Below are 17,457 nucleotides of genomic sequence, written 5' to 3'. Positions count from 1 at the left end.
TTGAAGTTAGGTGAAAATGCCGATTGCTTTGATAATTATTCGCGCGTAAAGTTCATTAAAATGTACTCGTCAATTCGCGTTATCTACAACCCCAACGCACAGGAAGAGTTTAAATACACGGTCATTCCTTCCTCGGCGAAGCTAAAAGCCGCGATCGACGCGATTCGGAATTTGCGCAGTTGCGATCAGCTCACCGAATACGCTATTTTGCGTCACGGATACGGAAATACGGACTCCATGTCCGGAGTCGTTTATCCGACCGATTTAGACGAATTCGACAGACTAACGGAATACATCCCCGAACACAATGTAAAGGTATATGCTTGGTATGGCGAATCTACAGGACCTGATTACGTAATTCCGGAAAACCAATATCTCTCACTGCTTCGCGAGTATTTGCTGCTTCACCGAGAACACGATCATGCGATCCGAATTGAATCTCTTTTGCGACAAACGGAACATTGAACGGTACGATACGGCGACTAACGGCATCTCCTCGTTACTTTCGAAATTTCTAATGCACCTCTAACTTGACTTTCGCTTGTCGCTTCGATTGGCAAAGGGCTTACAAAAACTCGCCGAGCCGCGCGGCAACCTCCTTCGCACATTTACGCGTTCCAAAATCGAAAAGCCCACAATCCTAAGACTTGGAACAACCGATTTATGTTTAGGTTTATCTCTTATAAACCTGGGGAATGACTTTAAATTCAATACACTCGTTGCCTCGCCAAGATTCCCCAGGCGCGATTCCGTTTTTGTTGTAGTAGGTGGATGGAATATCAGAGACGACTGGAAAAAAGGATGGAATTTTGTTTCTTCTGTCATTCTAAGATTCATTTATGGAGAAAAAGATCTTCCGGAGATTCCTTAGAATGAAATTCAATTTCGCATTTTATCCGTTTTTATTCGCATCGATTGCAGCCGTCGGAAACGCGTTCTTTGCTTACGGTCAAAAAAAATCGACCGCGGTCTCGGCGCCGTTTATTTTTCTCGTTCCAACGCTTCTCGTTTGTATCGGACTCTTGATCTTTTCGCTTTTCTTTTACAAACCGGAAACTTTAAAAGAATATCTTTCGCAAAACTGGACTTATTTTTTGATCAGCGGCATCGGATTGTATTTTACGTTTTTAGGATTTTATCTTCTTTATAGCCGGTTCGGCGCGTCGTATTATATCTTATACGCCGTACTTTCGATTCTGACAACGTCCATTTTTGTAGGAGTCGTCGTCTTTTCGGAAAAAATCAATCTCTTTCACTGCCTTTCCATTCTTTCCGCGTTAGTTTCCATTGTTCTTTTCAACTTCGGACAGAACGCGGCGAAATGATTTTTAGAGAAAGGCAAAAGGCCGTTCAGTAGAACGGCTCGTATCATGCTCGAAAATCGATTTTGGAACTTCGTAAATTTTCCGTATCCGAAACATTCTAAAATCCATTTATTATAAATTCATAAACTGTTTGTTGAGCGTTTCCAGGTCCTTAATCAGATCCAGAGGTTTGGGCTGAATCGTTTTCGCCAGTTTCATCCCGTCGTCGATTAGATCCAAAATCAACTTCTTCTCCGCGATGGCCCTTGCGTTCGGCATAGACTTTCTTTCGTTTTTGTAGATAGAAGCTTTTTCATCTATGATAGAAACGATCTTGTTCAACGCGTGAATTTTCGCCTGTTCTTCTCCCATGAAAATTCCTCCTCTTTTTTGAGAAAGGATAGGGAAGGGGAAAGAATAGGAAAGCTTATTTTTACTTCCGCTTTCTTACGAACTCCGTCAGACGGTTCCTCTCCGCCCAAAGCAGCAGAAGACAAAAGAACGCGCTAGTCAACGCGAGAAAGAATAAGAATCCTCCGTCGTTCTCTTGTTCGATTCCGATCACGAAAAGATGGGAAAGAATCGCGCCCGACATGAGTCCCACGCCGAGCAAGGCGCCGGACCATCCAAAACCGGGAACAAAAAGCAAAACGGAAGCGAACAATTCCAAAACTCCAGTTCCGATTCTTCCCCAAGGTTCCGCGTTCAACTTCGAAAAGATCGCCACGGATTCCGGCGCGCCGGTAAACTTGAAAAATAGGGTCTGCAAAAAGATCAAAGCTACAAGAATTCGCAAACAGATTAGAATTAGATTTTTTTTTGAAAGATCAAATGCTGACAAGAAAATACTCCTTGGACTCTTCCGTGTTCTTCGCTTTTGATCCGAAAGAGTTACACGGTCCCGTGATTTTATAAGAATAGAAAAATAAAAAAGCCCGCCATCCGTCCTCCGGATTCAAGCGGGCTATCCAATCGAAACACTTTGCTCTTTTTTAAAAAGACAGGCGATTGTCAAAAAGAGTAAGGTCCGCGTTTATTTGTACATTTCTTCGATTTCTTTTTTGTACTTATCGGCCACAACGTTTCGTTTTATTTTCATAGTCTGCGTGAGTTCGTCTCCGGGTTCGAACTTCTTGTCAAGAATTCGAAAACTCGATACTTTTTCGAAATTCTTAAATCCGTTTTCGTTCGATATCAGCGATTTGATCTCGTTCTTAAAAAGACTGAGGACGTCCTGATCTCCGTTTAAATTCTTCACTTCGCTTAACATTTTTGAGCGAAGTTCCTTCAGATATTTTTCCAGAGCTTCCTCGTTGGGAACTATCAACGCGCCTAACGTTTTCTGATCGTGTCCCACGACCATCGCCTGATGAATGAACTGACTTCGAACTAGGGCGAATTCGATCGGCTCCGGTTCCAAATTTTCTCCGCCCAAAAGTACGATCGTGTCCTTGGCTCTTCCCGAATATTTTAATTCTCCGGAGGTGGTCCAAGACAAAAGATCTCCCGAATTCAGCCATCCGTCCGAACTCAGAATTTCGTTCGTTTTTTCGGGTTCTTTGTAGTAACCTTTCATAACGTGGTCGCCTTTGTGCCAAGCGATTCCTTTGACTCCGGGTTTTGTGATCTCCTTTCCCTTTTCATCCATCAACTTGATCTGAACTCCGGGAATACAACGCCCCAAAGTTCCCACCGAAATCTCGCCGAAAATTCTTCTCGTTGAAATTCCGGACAATTCAGTCATCCCGTAACCTTCCAAAATCGGGATTCCGATCGCGTTAAAAAAGAGATCGATATATTGAGGAAGCGCCCCGGCTCCGGAAAGTGCGAATCTCAATTCTCCGCCCAATCCGTTTTTAATTTTGTTGAACGCGAGTTGTGCGATTTGATTCGGAAGCCAGAGAAGAAGTACCATCCAGATGGAAATAAATTTTTGCCAGAGGGAGGCAAAGGTGGATTGTTCGGTGAGATGGAATTCCAATCCCTGCAATCTGGAAATGTGTTTATAATATGTGACCGCGATTTCTTTGAAAAGTCCGAATAACGCCTGTTGTGCGGGAGAGGAGGATCGGACTTTGTCGTGAATCTTATTGTAAAGACTTTCCCAAACTCTCGGAACCGAGAGAAGAAGTGTGGGTTTAATCTCCGCGAGATCCTGACTGAGGGTCGAGATCGACGTAAATGCCTCGGCTCCGCCTGCGCGTATACAAACGGTTTCCACAAGTCTTTCTGCGATATGCCAAGGAGGAAGATAGGCCATACTTCGATCGGTGGGATAAATTTTCAGATCCGTTCCTTCCAAAGCGCTATCAACGTTAAAAACGATATTCTTATGCGTAAGCATCACACCTTTCGGTTTACCCGTGGTTCCGGAAGTGTAGACGATCGTCGCGAGATCGGATTCTTTGATTGCGGATCCTCTTTTGTGAAACTCGTCTTTTCCCTTAGATTGAATCCATTCCTTTCCTTTTTGAATCAAGTCGCTTAACAAAATCACTTCGAACGGACTCGTGTCGGCGATCCCGCCTTTTCTGTCGAAGAGAATGATTTTTTTCAGATGAGGAAACGATTCCTTTTGATTGAGAATCTTTTTCAGAGCTGTTTCATTTTCTAAAAACGCGATCGAACATTCCGCGTGATTGAGAATATAACGAAGATCTTCTTCGGTGGAATCGGTTCCGCGAGGAACGTCGACACAGCCTATGTTTGTGATTCCCATGCTGCACCAAATCCAGCGAGCTCCGGAATCCGCGATCAATCCGATCGGAGTTCCCGGTTCGAGACCCAGAGATATCAAACCGGAACCGATCTGTTCGACGGTTTCAAAAAGATTCTTAAAAGTATTGGGTTGGTAATTTTTACCGTCGGGCTTGTAGTATTGCGCCGTCGAATCCGCGAATTTTTCCGCAGAGGCTTTCATAACATTGTATAAAGTTTTGGATGGAATAGGGGGAATCTGACTGGTTTTCATAGCAGGGGAGAATTGTAAGAGATCCTACCTTTCAGTCGAGAAAAAATTTGATCGACAAACAATTTCTTCTTCTATGGGCTCAAAACTACTGAATTATAAATAACATTCGATATAAATTGACCACAGAAGACTTCTTTTTGTAAGAGCTCCTACGCAAAGAGACTTCGTTCCCGACTGAAATTCTTATCACCTCGAACCAAAACTTCGACTCAGTGTTGAATGTGATTTCTTCCGGATTCTTTGGCGTCGTAGAGATTCTTGTCGGCGATCGCGATTAAATCTTGAAGAGATCGAATCGTAGATTCGCTGTTACAGGAAATTCCGATGGAAACTGTAAGTTTAGAAAATTGGCTTTTGAGATGAACGATATTCAGGGCTTCCACTTTTTCAAGAATGTTCAAGGCCACGACGACCGCGCCTTCGATCGGAGTATCGGGCAAGATCACGGCAAATTCTTCCCCGCCGTATCGAGTCACCATATCGTTCGCCCTCCGAAGACTCGCGCGAATTTCTCTCGCAACCGCAATCAAAGCTCTGTCTCCTTCCACGTGCCCGTATGTATCGTTGTATTGTTTGAAAAAATCCACGTCGATCATAAGCAAAGAAAGGGGAGAATGATGTCTGGAAGATCTGCTCCACGCCGATCGAATCTGTTCGTCAAAGTATCTTCTGTTGAAAATTCGGGTGAGAGGATCCAGATAAGAAAGTTCCTCCAGCTTTCCGGCGTATTCCTCGATTTCTTCTTTTTCTCTTCGAATCGTACGGATTCTTTCGGACAATGCAAGAGATAAGAATAGAACGCTGAGTATGATACCGGTTTGTAAGAATGGAATCGCAGGTCCTTCTTTTAAGAAAAGTCCGAAACGACTGAGAGCAAAGATGATTCCCCCTGAAAGAGTGAAAAACCAAGCCGTTAAAAATATGATCGCCTTTCTGTCCCCTCTCAACGCCTTAAAAAAAGAGATTAAAAAAATCACTGTCATCTGAAGCAGAGGAAACAAAGAAGTAAACGGTATCAGATAACGTCCTGGAAGAAGCGGAATCAAAAATCCCAAAACGAGCGCCGTCCAAAGCGATATCCTCAGAAATAAGTTGAGAATCGAAGAATTCTTTTTGGTTTCCAGATACGAGGAAAGAAAAAGAGCCATAAAAACCATCATCAAGACGATCGATTCCAGATGAAGCTGGTTGATAAAGATAGGCTGGTTTTGAAAAAACCATTCGAACGCGTAACCGGGAAGAATAATCTGATACAAAAGAACGGAAAGTATTAGAAATGAATAATATAATAAATATTTTTCCCTAAGTCCTAAAAAAAGAAATAGATTAAAGAACGCCATCACAGCGAGCGCTCCGAAAAAAGCCGCATCCTTCGCGAGATCGTATTTTGTTTCCCGGATTCTCGCCTTATTCTCGTACAAAGTCATCGAAAGACTGATCGCTCCTTCCGTCAAAACCCGAACTACGATCCTCATTTTTCCTTTTCTTTCAACCGGAACCGGAAACAAAAACAAACGGTTTTCGATCGGTCTCGACAAAAACGGTAGCGTGTCCCCCGTGTTAAATTCTCCTTTCGCGCCCGCCGAACTTTGATAATACAAATCGATTTGATCCAAATGAGGATAATGAAAAGCAAGAGTGAATTCTTTTGAAACGGCTTCCATCGTTTCAATCTCGAAAACGAGCCAATACGGAACCGGATCATAACCGAAACCGAGAGTAGAATTTTTTACTTCTTGAACCGGAATCTTCTGAAGTTCCAAGAAAAAATTCTCGGGACGATAAACGTAATTCGGATCCCTTACGTAGTATACGGATTTGAGAAGGGATTCCTTATTCGAAAAATCGGATCGAATCACCAACGCGGGTTCGATTCCAAAAAGCGATTGGGAGAAGAATAAAAATCCGCAGAGAATGAGTCGGAGTCTTACGTTGAAAAGATGTTTCGAGTAGAACTTTAAATTTGCGACCGTTTTGTTTCGGATTTTTAGAATTGGATCTTTCATAGAAATGATTAGATGTGATAGACGATAGAATCCGCAAATTCACTCAAAAAACTTTCCGCCGCCCCAAGGCGCAAAACGGGCATTTTGCGGCGGCCTTTTCCGTTTCGATATTACCCTAAAATCGGAGTAAGGCGAGAAAAAGAATGCAAGGAGTGGTTACGAATTCCATAGTAAGTCAATATTTTTTTTCTTCGATGATAAAATTCCCGTTTGTCGATCGCATTTTTATAAGGTCCCGTCCCTGAACAAAGGACAGAACCTTGCAGCTTGATCTTTCTGACAAAGGAAAAAAAATTTTGGGGCACGCCGTCGATCGAATCCGCGTTGGAAATCGAGAAGTTTCGTTTTCCGAAAGCCGGATAAATTAGAATTCCGATTTACCAACTCCGAAATTTCATTATACTCGAAGATTATTTCGTGACTGGAAGCTCGGGTGTTTTACAGAATGGCGGGGAACATACTCACAAAAAGGATAACGCGCAGTGGATAAAGATCCGATCAATCCGAACGAACCCAAGAAAAATTCCGTCCTTCAAAAAGCCAAACGATGGTTCGGATTTATTCTCGAATTCACTCATATCCTTTACTTAGGTATCAGAGCCAAGTTGGCGCTTTTTACCGGCGCCTTAATCGCGCTTACCGTCTTTATTCTCTCCACGATCGACGTAAACCAGCAGACCGAAATTCTTACTCAAAGTTACGAAAAGGAAGCTGCGATTTCGAGACACTACATTTCAGGTCTCGTTTTGGAATTGGAAAATATTTCCAGCAGTTTGATTCGTGTGGAATCCTTTCGGGAAAGGGTCAAAAGACAAAGTCAGGCTCTCAAAAAGTATAGAACGAAGGTCGTGACTCAAGAAGAAAAACAAGTCAGTCTTTTCGGATTTAAAACGAAACTTTTCGGAGTGCTTGGAAAAGAGAAAAAGTCCTCGATCAAAGACACTTATTATTCCGTCTATCTTTCCAAAGACGACATCGCGGAACTCGAAAAGAATACGAAGTATCTTCTCAAAGATCCGAACGGTCTCGGAATTTCCGACGCGATGTATTCAAAACTTCTAAACATGGCGCAGCAAGTAGCCGTACTGGAAGCGGATCTCAACGAACAAAAACAAAAGTGGGACGAGATCGGCGGAAAGGAAAGCGGGATGGAAAAGGATAGATTACCCATCGAACAAAAGATGGAACTCCTCAAAACCGGAATCGAAAAGGCAAGAAACCAACTCGATCATTCGATTCTGGAACTCGCGCTTCCGAAACAACATAGAAAGATCGAAGAGCTCGGACTCAACATGTCCCAGTATAGAATTCAGACGTTCCCCGTTCTTTCCAATCAGTGGAAGGAGAATCTTACTCCTTCTTTTGATACGAGAATTTTTAAACCGGACGGACCGATCAACGGTAACGAAATTTTACCGATAGTGAACGCGAATTTGAAGGACTCGATCGCTCGTGTTCTTTCCTTGGATTTTAATTTTGCAACGAACGAGAACGCATACACGGTCGGAAAAATGGAATTACAAACTTTGTATTCCCCGATCTTTAGAAATCAGAGTTCCACCGAAAGAGCGAATAAAATCAGAAACAAACTTCCGGACTTCGCGAAACGTTATCTGCAACAGGACGCGAACATCGCCAAAAGGGTCGCGGAACTCGTAGGACCTTTGAAAAAAAGGATTTCCGAACTCAAAGAAAAAAAACCTCCGGTTCCTCCGTTTAAAGACAAAAGTTTTAACGATCTCTATTCTAAATATTCAAAACTGATTCTGGAAAGGGACGCGGAGTTTGAAAAATTCAGAAACGAATTTTCGGAAGACAAGAAGAATCAAGAAGCGCTCGCTCAGAAAATAAAACCCGGCAAAACCAAACAAAACAAGGACAAAGTTTTCTTTCCAATCCAGAGCGAGGCGGACCTCTTGATAGACGCGTTAGGCGAAATCAGGAACGCGGGATTGGAGGATCTGATCGTTTTAAGATTCAGCCAGAACTCGGGATCGTATCTGGATTATCTGAGAGATCCGAAAGTGCAGAATCTCTCAAAGGAAAGATGGGCGGCGATCCGAGATTGGATTTATTCCGGCAAGAGCGAAACCCCGACGCCTCAATTGAAAAAACTGATCTCCGACGGAATCGTCGCTAACTCCAGAGGGGAAGCGGAGGAAATTTTGTGGAGCTTGGATTCAAAACCTCTTCTTTCCGAAACTTCCGAAGAAGTAAGTTCCAATCTTCTTTCCGCAAACCTTTCCGGGATTTCAAGAACTCTCGTCGATAGAACCGAAGGTTTGGAGATGATCCGTAAAAACAGAAATTCCGCTATCGCAACGGCTGCGCTGATCTGTGCGATCGCGATTCTTCTTGCGATTTTAATTTCCGGTTTTGTAGTTCAGAAAATCAAACGAATCATCTTTCACGCACAGGAAGTCGGACACGGAAATCTGGAAGTCCACTTTGAACAAGGCGGTCAAGACGAGTTGGGAACTCTTACCGTGGCGCTTAACTCGATGGTTTCCGGTCTGAGAGAACGTGAAAAGATTAAGAATATTTTGGGAACTATGATCGACCCGGTGGTCGTCAGCGAAGCGATGGTGGATCTCGCCGCGCTAAAACGGGGAAGTGAAAAAAGAATCACGGCTTTTTTTTCGGACGTCGCAGGTTTTTCTAATATTAGCGAAAAGTTAACTTCTGTCGAATTAGCGTCTTTGTTAAACGAATATCTTTCCGCGATGACGATCGTCCTCAAAAAACACGAAGGCGTTTTGGACAAATACATAGGGGACGCGATCGTGGGAATTTTCAACGCGCCCGTGGAAGTGGAGAACCATTGTCTCAAAGCCGCAAGGGCTTCCGTCGAGATGGTGGAAAGACTCGACGTTTTGCGCGAAGAGTGGAAGGCGAGAAAGGCCTATATTCAGGAAGCTCAGGAAATGACCTTTCGAATCGGACTCAACACAGGACTCGCAAAAGTCGGCTTTATGGGAACGGATTCCATCTCCGCTTATACGATGATGGGCGATACCGTAAATCTTGCCGCGAGACTCGAGGCCGCGGGGAAAGACTACGGAGTCAATATCCTAATCGGAGAATCGGTGCAACACGAAATCAAGGACGAATTCTTCACTAGACTTTTGGACGTAGTTCGGGTCAAAGGAAAGAACGAACCGGTCAGACTCTACGAACTCGTGGGAAGACACGATAAAGTTTCTGAAAGAATCGAAGCCTCGGCTTTGGAATTCGCAAAAGGATTCGAAGCCTATCTGAATCGGGAATGGTCTTTGGCCCAGGAATTTTTAGAAAGTTCCCAGATTACCAGAGGTTCAAAAGATAAGGCAGCCCAAAATCTGATCGAACGTTGCGAAGAATACAAACTCAATCCTCCGGAAAAAACTTGGGACGGGGTTTATACGAGAACTCACAAATGAAAACAAACGTCGGCGGCCAGAAAAAAAAGGCCGCTGAAGAATATCCAAAAAATGGAATATTCTTTTTTGATTCTGAGAAAAACAAAACTCAAAACGGTCCATAACAAAGGCAGCCAACTCACGAGAACCAAAGGGTTTTGAGTTTGAAAAAAACCCGTTTTTTCCGGAAGTAGAATCGACTTCGCAAAATAGATTCCTAGATAAAGAATCACGGCGCAAACGCAGGCCGTAACGTAACTCAACGAGTATTTCAAAAGAGCCGACTCTTTCGTTTTTTCCACAATGCCGGCGCCTCCCAGTATAAAAATAAAAGAAGGCAAAAACGTATAATACGCCGTCAAAAATAAACCGAAGAGACCGGCCGTTACGCTGCCATAACGATTGGCGCCCGCTAAAAAACCGATGAACGTCAAAACCATTACGAGAGGACCGGGAGTACTTTCTCCGAAGGAAAGTCCGTCTAACATCTCTTTGTTGGAAATCCAAGCGACCTTGTTTACGGCGAAGTCGGCAACCGTGGGAAGAATCGCGTAAGCTCCTCCGAAGGTGAGAAGCGCGGTCTTCGTAAAAAACAAAATCAATTCCTCCCAAAATCGGAACTCCGATCTAAGCAAAAGCAGAATCGCGAGGATCGGCAAAATCCAAAGGATCAAACCGAAACTTCCCACCTTGCCGATTTGTTTTAGAATCTCGGAAGTCTGTTCTCTTCTTTGATCCAACTTCGATTGAAGATCCACGATTCCGGATTTCGAACCCGAGACTGCGATCTCCGGAGAAAGTTCGGAATTCTTTTTAGAAACAAAAAACGAAAACACGCCGAACGCCAAAGAGGACAAAAGAAGATATGGATAAGGAATCGAAAAAAATAACGTTCCCAAGACCGTAAACAAGAAACAAAGTTTTTGTCCGTTCGACTTTAGACTTTTTAAAACCAAATTCGAAAACGAGATAAGGATGATCGCAAGCACCGCCGGCTTTACTCCGTTCAAGAAGGAGATCACATAGTAAACTTGTCCATAATAAATATAGAATATACTAATTCCGCAAAAGATAAACAAGGAGGGGAGGATAAAAAACAGACCCGCTAAAATTCCTCCGCGGATTCCATGGAGCATCCATCCCAAATAGGTCGCGAGTTGTTGCGCCTCGGGTCCGGGAAGAAGCATACAATAATTCAATGCGTGGGAGAATTTTTCTTCTGAGATCCATTTTTTCTCCTCCACCAGCGTTTTGTGCATTAGGCTGATCTGGCCCGCGGGACCGCCGAAACTCAGCCAACCCAACTGAAACCAAAAACGAAACGTTTCTTTCCAAGACGGATTCAAGGTAAAATCTTTCCAATTCTAAAAAAAAGAGGCCATTCAACCGTTTTCGTCTGTACGTTTCCCCATGCGGATCTCAGATCGGATTCGACGACGAGCACAGGATCATTTTCATTTTTTTGAATGTATTTTTGAACGCTGGACCAGGTTCTCAAATAACCTAACACTTGTTCTACGGTCCATTCTTCTTTCATGCTGAACGAAGGAGGAGAGATTTCTTCGAAAGGAAAGGGGATCGTTTTATATTCTTCCTCCACGTATTTTCTTTCGGGAGGCCAATAGGGCCCTACTATTTCTTCGTAAAGTCGATCGACCAGAAAATCCACTTCCGGAGAAATCCGATGCATCTTGTATCCCCAGAGCGCGAGAATTCCGTTTTTCTTGCAGACTCGTCGAGCTTCCTTAAAAAACGGCTCGACGTCGAACCAATGGAACGCTTGTGCGACCGTGATCAAATCTACTTCATGATTTCCTAATGTAGATTCTTCCGCTTTGCATACTCGATATTCCACGCGAGGATGAGATTCCGCGTTTGAGATTTGATTTGCGCTCGGATCGGTCGCAATCACCTTTTCAAAATATTCTGCGAGAGAAATCGCAGCTTGTCCGTTTCCGGTTCCGCAATCCCAGACAACGTTTCCTGCGGGGACGAGACCTTTCAAATAAGAGAACAGTTCTCTCGGATAACGGGGTCTGAATTCGGAATAAGAAGAAGAATGAGAGGAAAAATGATCTCTGAAACCCATAGTCTCAAGATTTCAGAGATCGTCGGCAGGCTCAAGCGGGTTTTAGAACGCTCCGTCCGGATGTTTTTTGAATTCTTTTTGATTGATAAAAAGATATTGATATTGAATCTGCTTTCCCTCTTTGGTCTTCGCTTGAATCATCAAGGGAAGAAACGTGGATTTTCTTGCAAAGTCCGGAATTCTTATCGTATAGTCCGGCGACTTGCTTTGAGCGATCACGTCCTTACTTTTAATCTTAATACTCACCGATTCCGGTTGCACACCTTCGAGATGAATCTTAAATTCTTGACCGGTTTTAACCCAAGAACCGTCGGCGATCGATAGAGAAATCTTCGGAGGAGGGGCCATCGTAAGAATCGCGTTGAACGCGGATTGAGATTGTCCCCAAGGAACCAAGGAACGATGCACGTTATAAACCGGGGTTCCAGGAACGTTCTTTCCCGGATTGACCGTGAAGGCCATTCTATAACCGATCTCCTTTGCTTCTTCGATGACGCGAGGATCAAAAAGACCGAATGGGTAAGCGAGATCCACTACCTTTCGACCGGTTTTGGCTTCTAGGATTTGTTTGGATTCCAAGAGCTGCTTGCGAATCAATGCTCGGCTCATCGTAGGAAGTTTCGGATGATACAAGGTATGGGAACCCAGATCCAAAACCCCGCTGTCGAGCGCCGTCTTGAGTTGATCCCAGGTCATGTAGTACTTCTTACCGGAAGAAATGATCGTAGGGTAGATAAAGATCGAAGCCACAAAGCCGTATTTCTTCAAAAGAGGTACTAACTGTTCCAGATGCGTTTTGGAACCGTCGTCGAAGGTAAGAAGAATCGGTTTTTCCGGAAAGTCGGCCGGCTTTTTACCGGAAAGATACGCGTAGAATTGGTCCAAACGAATCGGTTTATAACCTGCGGATTTGAGAAATTTAAACTGTTCCTCGAGAAGATTGGGATGAAGATTGTATCCGCCCATCGGACCGCCTTCCGGCGCTAAGTGATGATAACAAAGAACTGGAACTCCGCCCCCGGAAGTAGAATCGATTCCTTGCGTGGAATAACTCGGACTAGAAGGAGTGTCGTCCTTGACCGTAGGAAGTGCATCTTCATATTTCTTCTTTTTTGTTTTAGAGGATTCCGAATTCTTCGTTTCTTTTTTATCTTGGATCTTAGAATTTCTGGATTTCCTGCGAAGAGTTTTCTCTTCCGTTTTCGAAGTTCCCGCGTTTACATCCGCGGCTTCCGACTTTTCTTTCGGAGTCTTTTTAGAAACGATTTCTGGAGAATCTTCGGAAGACGATGCGCGTTCTGCGTTGGAACGTTCCGATTCCGGTTTTTGAGAAGAAGGGGCGATCTTTCTTTTTTTCGGTGGATTGAGAAAATCGTCTACGGGAGAAGCCGTCAAAATCGCCGGGATCAAAAGGGAAAGAATCCCTAGGATAGAAAGAGAGGTTTTTACTTTTTTGGAAATAAATTGTTTTGTTTGCATTCCGGAATCCGGGAAAAGAGTCTTCGGTTAGTCTTTTAAAGCCTCTTTCCCCGGCAAGCGATTCCCGGATTGTTTTAATTGCAGAATTTGTCGAATGATTTCGACGCTTCTCGATGTCCTAAGTCTTCGGCCCGTTTCCAATCCTCGCATGCATTCTTCTTTTCTTTGACCGCCCAGTTCGCGACCGCGCGGTTATTGAAGGCATTGGAATAATCCGGTTTCAGACGGATTGCCGAAGTAAAATCCTCGATCGCGCCTCGATAATCGGAAATTTCGATTTTTGCAAAACCCCGATTGTTAAAGGCGATCCAGTAATCCTGTTTTTTTTCGATCGCTTGGTTATAATCCGCAATCGCTCCTTCTTCGTTTCCGGACTTACTCTTGGCAAGTCCACGGTTGTTCAAAGAAGAAGGGCTGTCGGGATTTGCATCCAAATCTCTCGAATAGAACTCGATCGCTGAAGGAAAATCTCCGTTTTTAAACTTGGAATTCCCTTCCTGAAAAGGATTAGGATTCGATTCTCGAAAGGAAACCCGTTCTTCCGTTTTCTCTTGTTCGGAAGAACAAGAAGAAACCAAAAAGAAGGTTAGGCAAAACAGCGATTTCGATAAGAGTTTTGATCGAGAAGCGAAAGGATTCATGCAAATAAGTCTCCGAAAGAAGCTTATTTCCCTTCCTTCTCCCGAATCAATCTCTTTAAGACGGATTCACTGTGCGCGCAGAGTTTCAAAATTCCCGCTTTGACAGGCTTTTGTTTGTCTAATTCCAAGAGTTGACTTGCAAAGCGAAACTTGCGACGGATATGATTCACCGCGGGGATGGAAGTCTTGAAACTTCTCGCCAACTCATGATCGGTCATACCTTTCAAGTTGAGATCGAAGAACTTCGCAAGCTTATCCTTATCCCAAACGATCTTCTGATCCGTTCGGTAATAATTGTGTTGTTCCAGTCGTTTGCTGTTGCGTTCATAAGAACCTTGGTTTCTCTTCTTTCTCCAGAAGGGATGTCGGTTCCTCGCATACTTGATGTCATCTATCGTATATCCGGTGGACGTTAGCCATTCCGAAGTGATACTAGATTTTTTTGGACCGGTAAGCTTTGACTTAATCGATAACTCGATGTACTGCTCCGGTGTTGATGCTGAAAGTAGTTTCCGTTTTTCTTTTTCGTAGATTTCCATATCTTTTTACGCTCGTTTAATCATAATCTGAAGAGTTGGTGCTCTTCAAACTCAGGGACTATTCTTATCACAATATGTTTAACTTGAAAACATTTTTCCGAAAGAAGAGAGAAAATCTCGAATGCATTTGTTAGAAAAGAAATACATCCGATGTAATCCGAGACTTACCAGCGAAAGTTACCTTCCTTTGTGAAACCAAAACCGATTGCGTCGGTTGAAACACCCGGACATACAACTGACGCTTTGCCGGAAAGACGAAAGGAAGAACTTCTTTTCGTTACCGCATTTGCGATCGAGTTGGAAACTGACTTAAGAGGAAAACTAGTCCGGATCGTAAGAATCGATTCTTTACCGTTATTCACGATGTTCACCGGCGATCCGGTTAAGAACTTATCGTTTTCAAGAAAGAGTTCGAAGTTGAGATCCTGAAACTTAAGATCGGATGCGGCTTTATTATTTAGAACCAATTCAAATTCCGTATCGATGGAAATATCAAGAGCTTCCAGACCGGCGTTTAACGCGGAACCGGGAGATTTTTTATTCTTAGGAGAAAGAAGCGCGTCCAAAAAAGAAACCGCCTTCTTCGCGATCTCTTCGCTGTTAGCCGATTCGGCGATCTTTGCTACGTCCGGTTTGAGGATTTTAAATTTACGGATCTCGATATTGGGAAGAACCGCAGGTATCAATCTTTCGTCTTGAAACGGGAATTTGAGCGATTCTGTACCTGCGATGACCTTGTATTTCTCCGGAATCGGAAGGCCGGCTTCTCCTTCGATACGAATCAGGAGTTCCTTTTTGCCGGGGACTTTCTTATAGAGCGCCGCGAGATCGGAATACTTGAGTTTCACTTCGATCGGAAGTTGTTTTTTAGAAGAGCCTGAAATCGCCTCCAGACTCAGCTTCACTTTACTGAACTGAGTACCTTCGATTTTTACGTCCAGATCCAGACTGGAAGCGGGAAGGGAAATCGGATAAGGATTACTCACTTCGGTTTGAATGAGGAGTTTAATATCCTCGAGGGTGATTTCCGCAATCTCGACTCGTTCAAAGGAAATTTCAGGGGTTTTAATCTTACCCTTGATCATTTGCAATTGTGCGCAACCGGAGAGGGAGAAAAAAAGAAAAGGGATAAGAAGAAGGTCCAATTTAGATTTCAAAAAAATCCTCCAATTCAGTAAATAACTGATTTAGAAGAATGGAATCCGATTGAAAAGTAAGATTTTAGAAAAGAGGAAGGCTTTCGCTCAAAATGAAACCGGCGAAATCGTGCTTCGCAAGCAAACTAACGTAGCCTCGGAGAAACCGGATTCTTATCATCGAATTTATAAGAAAGAATTGAAAAAATTCTTTTAAAATGTGAGCCAAGGCTCGGATCTAAAACATAAAAATTGAATCTAAAAAAGAGATCTTGGGCGATTCGCTCGCAAAAAAATTCTTAAAAAAGGCTCACGACCGCGCTTTCCACTCCAATTCCTTCTTTGTTGCGAATCTATTTCCGAGAAAGAAGAGAACTTTTTTGTTTCGAGGAAAACAAAACCGAAAAAGCGCGAACAAAGGAAGGAATTTCCGCTGCAATCGCTATCGCATTCGAAAAGGAAAACTCGAAAGAATATAAGAAAGAAATAAGAGAAATCGAAGAAATTCGAAAGGAAATTCTAAAAACTTCAGAAAAGAAGATTCAATTTTGAAACTTTAGAAAATTCTAAAACAGATTGGAATCGGGTCGTAATTTTTAAAGATGTAGGAGCTCATACGTCTTTAGAGTGGGGAGACAACGTTTTAAAATCTCTTGAAAAGACGGAAAAACTTTAATTTGTAGGAGCTCACACAAAAAAAGCATTCTAATTTCATAAAACAGGGTTCTTTTCCGTCCTTCAAAGATTTTGGAAAAGGTTCTTAATATCTACAAAGTTCCCGAAAGTGCGGCTTCTTTCAGACCTAAAGTTTCCAAAAACGGAGAAGGTCTTTTGGAATTGAGATTGAGGATCACCCAATCCGTGCTTGCTTTACAGGAAAGAACCTGGTTACTCTGAGAAATGATTCTCTGTTCGAAGACCGCACGAGTAGGGGACTTGAGAAAGAGATCCGATTCTATTTGAACGATTTCCGGATAAGATATTTCTCGTTTAAAGTCCAGATGAACGGAAAGAATCACCGGGCCAAAACCCTGTTCCCGGAGACTTTCCATAGAAAAACCCCAGTCTCGCATCGCTCTCATTCGGGCTTCGTCCAGATAACCCTGAAAATTCTTATTGTTCACATGTTGGTTGGGGTCCAGTTCGTCCCAACGAATTGAAATCTGCGTGGAATGATTCTTTCTAATCAGAGTCGGGGTCGGTGTTTTCATTCTAATCTCCTAAAATCGTTTTCGGAAAAAAAGTTAGGAATTGATCAAGGTAGATTTCGTCTCCAGTCGCTCTGTAGAGGAGCATTGCGCCTCTCCAGGAGGATTCTAAGAATCGGATTTTTTGTAGGAGCTCCTCGGATTTTGGAACCGGAAGAGCCTCGGAAATCGCTTGCGCAATCGTTTCCAGAGAGAATTTCAGCTTTTGCCTCAGTTCATGCCTCGAAGAAGAGGAATATTGGGAGAGAACATCGATGAAGCAGGAGATTTCTTCTAAAAAAAGGGATTTCTCCAGTTTACTTTTCCTTTCATAGAGATTAAAAAGGGAAGTAACTCCATGTCCCGATTCTCGTAAAACAGCCTTGTTCCAGGAAATTGCGTCCAGAGTATAAGATTCGAGCGCTTCCAAAAGAAACTGATCTTTGGATTTGAAGTAGTTGTAGAAAGAACCTTTAGGAATTCCGGAAGCGTCTGCGATTTCTTGGATCCCAACGGCATCGGGACTATTCTTTCGAAGAAGTTGAACCCCTGTTTCCAGGATTCTTTTTTTCTTTGTTTCTGCTTCTTTTATCGAAATTTTCATCTGGATTCTTATTTTTAAAGTGACTGGTCGTATTGTAAAGAAGAATTTGTAGGAAGTCTTACGGAGAGCGCTACAATTATCCGTAGGAGCTCTTACAGATGAA

At 43.2% G+C, this 17,457-nt stretch carries 15 protein-coding genes; 3 read left to right on the top strand and 12 right to left on the bottom strand.

Annotated elements, in window-relative coordinates; translation table 11 throughout:
• Nucleotides 1-60: 60 nt before the first annotated feature.
• Nucleotides 61-465, top strand: a complete 405-nt coding sequence (locus tag CH376_RS02165) for a hypothetical protein (RefSeq protein ID WP_125231950.1) — start codon at nucleotides 61-63, stop codon at nucleotides 463-465.
• Nucleotides 466-872: 407 nt separating this feature from the next.
• Nucleotides 873-1,325, top strand: coding sequence for a transporter (locus tag CH376_RS02160; RefSeq protein WP_100786587.1), 453 nt, complete (start codon nucleotides 873-875; stop codon nucleotides 1,323-1,325).
• Between the two features lie 111 nt (nucleotides 1,326-1,436).
• Here the strand turns inward: CH376_RS02160 and CH376_RS02155 are convergent, their stop codons facing one another.
• The 4 genes from CH376_RS02155 to CH376_RS02140 form a co-directional block, all read right to left on the bottom strand.
• On the bottom strand, nucleotides 1,437-1,676 hold the full coding sequence (locus tag CH376_RS02155; protein ID WP_100786586.1) for a hypothetical protein: 240 nt from the start codon (nucleotides 1,674-1,676) through the stop codon (nucleotides 1,437-1,439).
• A 61-nt stretch (nucleotides 1,677-1,737) separates the two neighbouring features.
• Nucleotides 1,738-2,145 (bottom strand): DoxX family protein, encoded by a 408-nt coding sequence (locus CH376_RS02150; RefSeq protein ID WP_100786585.1) that lies wholly within the window; start codon nucleotides 2,143-2,145, stop codon nucleotides 1,738-1,740.
• Between the two features lie 192 nt (nucleotides 2,146-2,337).
• The gene (locus CH376_RS02145) at nucleotides 2,338-4,275 is read right to left on the bottom strand and encodes a long-chain fatty acid--CoA ligase (protein ID WP_100786584.1); all 1,938 of its coding nucleotides are present in this window, start codon (nucleotides 4,273-4,275) and stop codon (nucleotides 2,338-2,340) included.
• A gap of 209 nt (nucleotides 4,276-4,484) precedes the next feature.
• The gene (locus CH376_RS02140; protein ID WP_100786583.1) at nucleotides 4,485-6,281 is read right to left on the bottom strand and encodes a sensor domain-containing diguanylate cyclase; all 1,797 of its coding nucleotides are present in this window, start codon (nucleotides 6,279-6,281) and stop codon (nucleotides 4,485-4,487) included.
• Nucleotides 6,282-6,763: 482 nt separating this feature from the next.
• Between CH376_RS02140 and CH376_RS02135 the strand changes: the two genes are divergently transcribed.
• Complete coding sequence (locus CH376_RS02135; RefSeq protein WP_100786582.1) at nucleotides 6,764-9,700, top strand: adenylate/guanylate cyclase domain-containing protein; 2,937 nt, start codon at nucleotides 6,764-6,766, stop codon at nucleotides 9,698-9,700.
• Here CH376_RS02135 and chrA read toward each other — a convergent pair.
• The 8 genes from chrA to CH376_RS02090 form a co-directional block, all read right to left on the bottom strand.
• Nucleotides 9,691-11,025, bottom strand: a complete 1,335-nt coding sequence (gene chrA / locus CH376_RS02130; protein ID WP_100786581.1) for a chromate efflux transporter — start codon at nucleotides 11,023-11,025, stop codon at nucleotides 9,691-9,693. The two genes, CH376_RS02135 and chrA, sit on opposite strands and share 10 nt — an antisense overlap.
• On the bottom strand, nucleotides 11,022-11,768 hold the full coding sequence (locus CH376_RS02125; RefSeq protein ID WP_100786580.1) for a class I SAM-dependent methyltransferase: 747 nt from the start codon (nucleotides 11,766-11,768) through the stop codon (nucleotides 11,022-11,024). The genes chrA and CH376_RS02125 overlap by 4 nt, the downstream gene beginning before the upstream one ends.
• Nucleotides 11,769-11,810: 42 nt before the next feature.
• Nucleotides 11,811-13,247 carry a polysaccharide deacetylase family protein gene (locus tag CH376_RS02120; RefSeq protein ID WP_100786579.1) on the bottom strand — a complete coding sequence of 479 codons (1,437 nt, stop codon included), beginning with the start codon at nucleotides 13,245-13,247 and terminating at the stop codon, nucleotides 11,811-11,813.
• Between the two features lie 74 nt (nucleotides 13,248-13,321).
• Nucleotides 13,322-13,888: a tetratricopeptide repeat protein gene (locus tag CH376_RS02115; RefSeq protein ID WP_100786578.1), complete on the bottom strand. Its 567-nt coding sequence runs from the start codon at nucleotides 13,886-13,888 to the stop codon at nucleotides 13,322-13,324.
• A gap of 23 nt (nucleotides 13,889-13,911) precedes the next feature.
• Entirely contained in the window at nucleotides 13,912-14,427 is a 516-nt protein-coding gene (locus tag CH376_RS02110; RefSeq protein ID WP_100786577.1) for an LB099 family protein, read from the bottom strand.
• Nucleotides 14,428-14,591: 164 nt separating this feature from the next.
• Nucleotides 14,592-15,584 (bottom strand): LEA/WHy family protein, encoded by a 993-nt coding sequence (locus CH376_RS02105; protein WP_100786576.1) that lies wholly within the window; start codon nucleotides 15,582-15,584, stop codon nucleotides 14,592-14,594.
• A 746-nt stretch (nucleotides 15,585-16,330) separates the two neighbouring features.
• Complete coding sequence (locus tag CH376_RS02095) at nucleotides 16,331-16,774, bottom strand: acyl-CoA thioesterase (RefSeq protein WP_100786574.1); 444 nt, start codon at nucleotides 16,772-16,774, stop codon at nucleotides 16,331-16,333.
• Between the two features lies 1 nt (nucleotide 16,775).
• Entirely contained in the window at nucleotides 16,776-17,354 is a 579-nt protein-coding gene (locus tag CH376_RS02090) for a TetR/AcrR family transcriptional regulator (protein ID WP_100786573.1), read from the bottom strand.
• Between the last annotated feature and the right edge of the window lie 103 nt (nucleotides 17,355-17,457).

Source organism: Leptospira adleri (assembly GCF_002811985.1).
Lineage (GTDB): Bacteria > Spirochaetota > Leptospiria > Leptospirales > Leptospiraceae > Leptospira > Leptospira adleri.
This window is presented reverse-complemented; position numbering and strand designations above follow the sequence as displayed.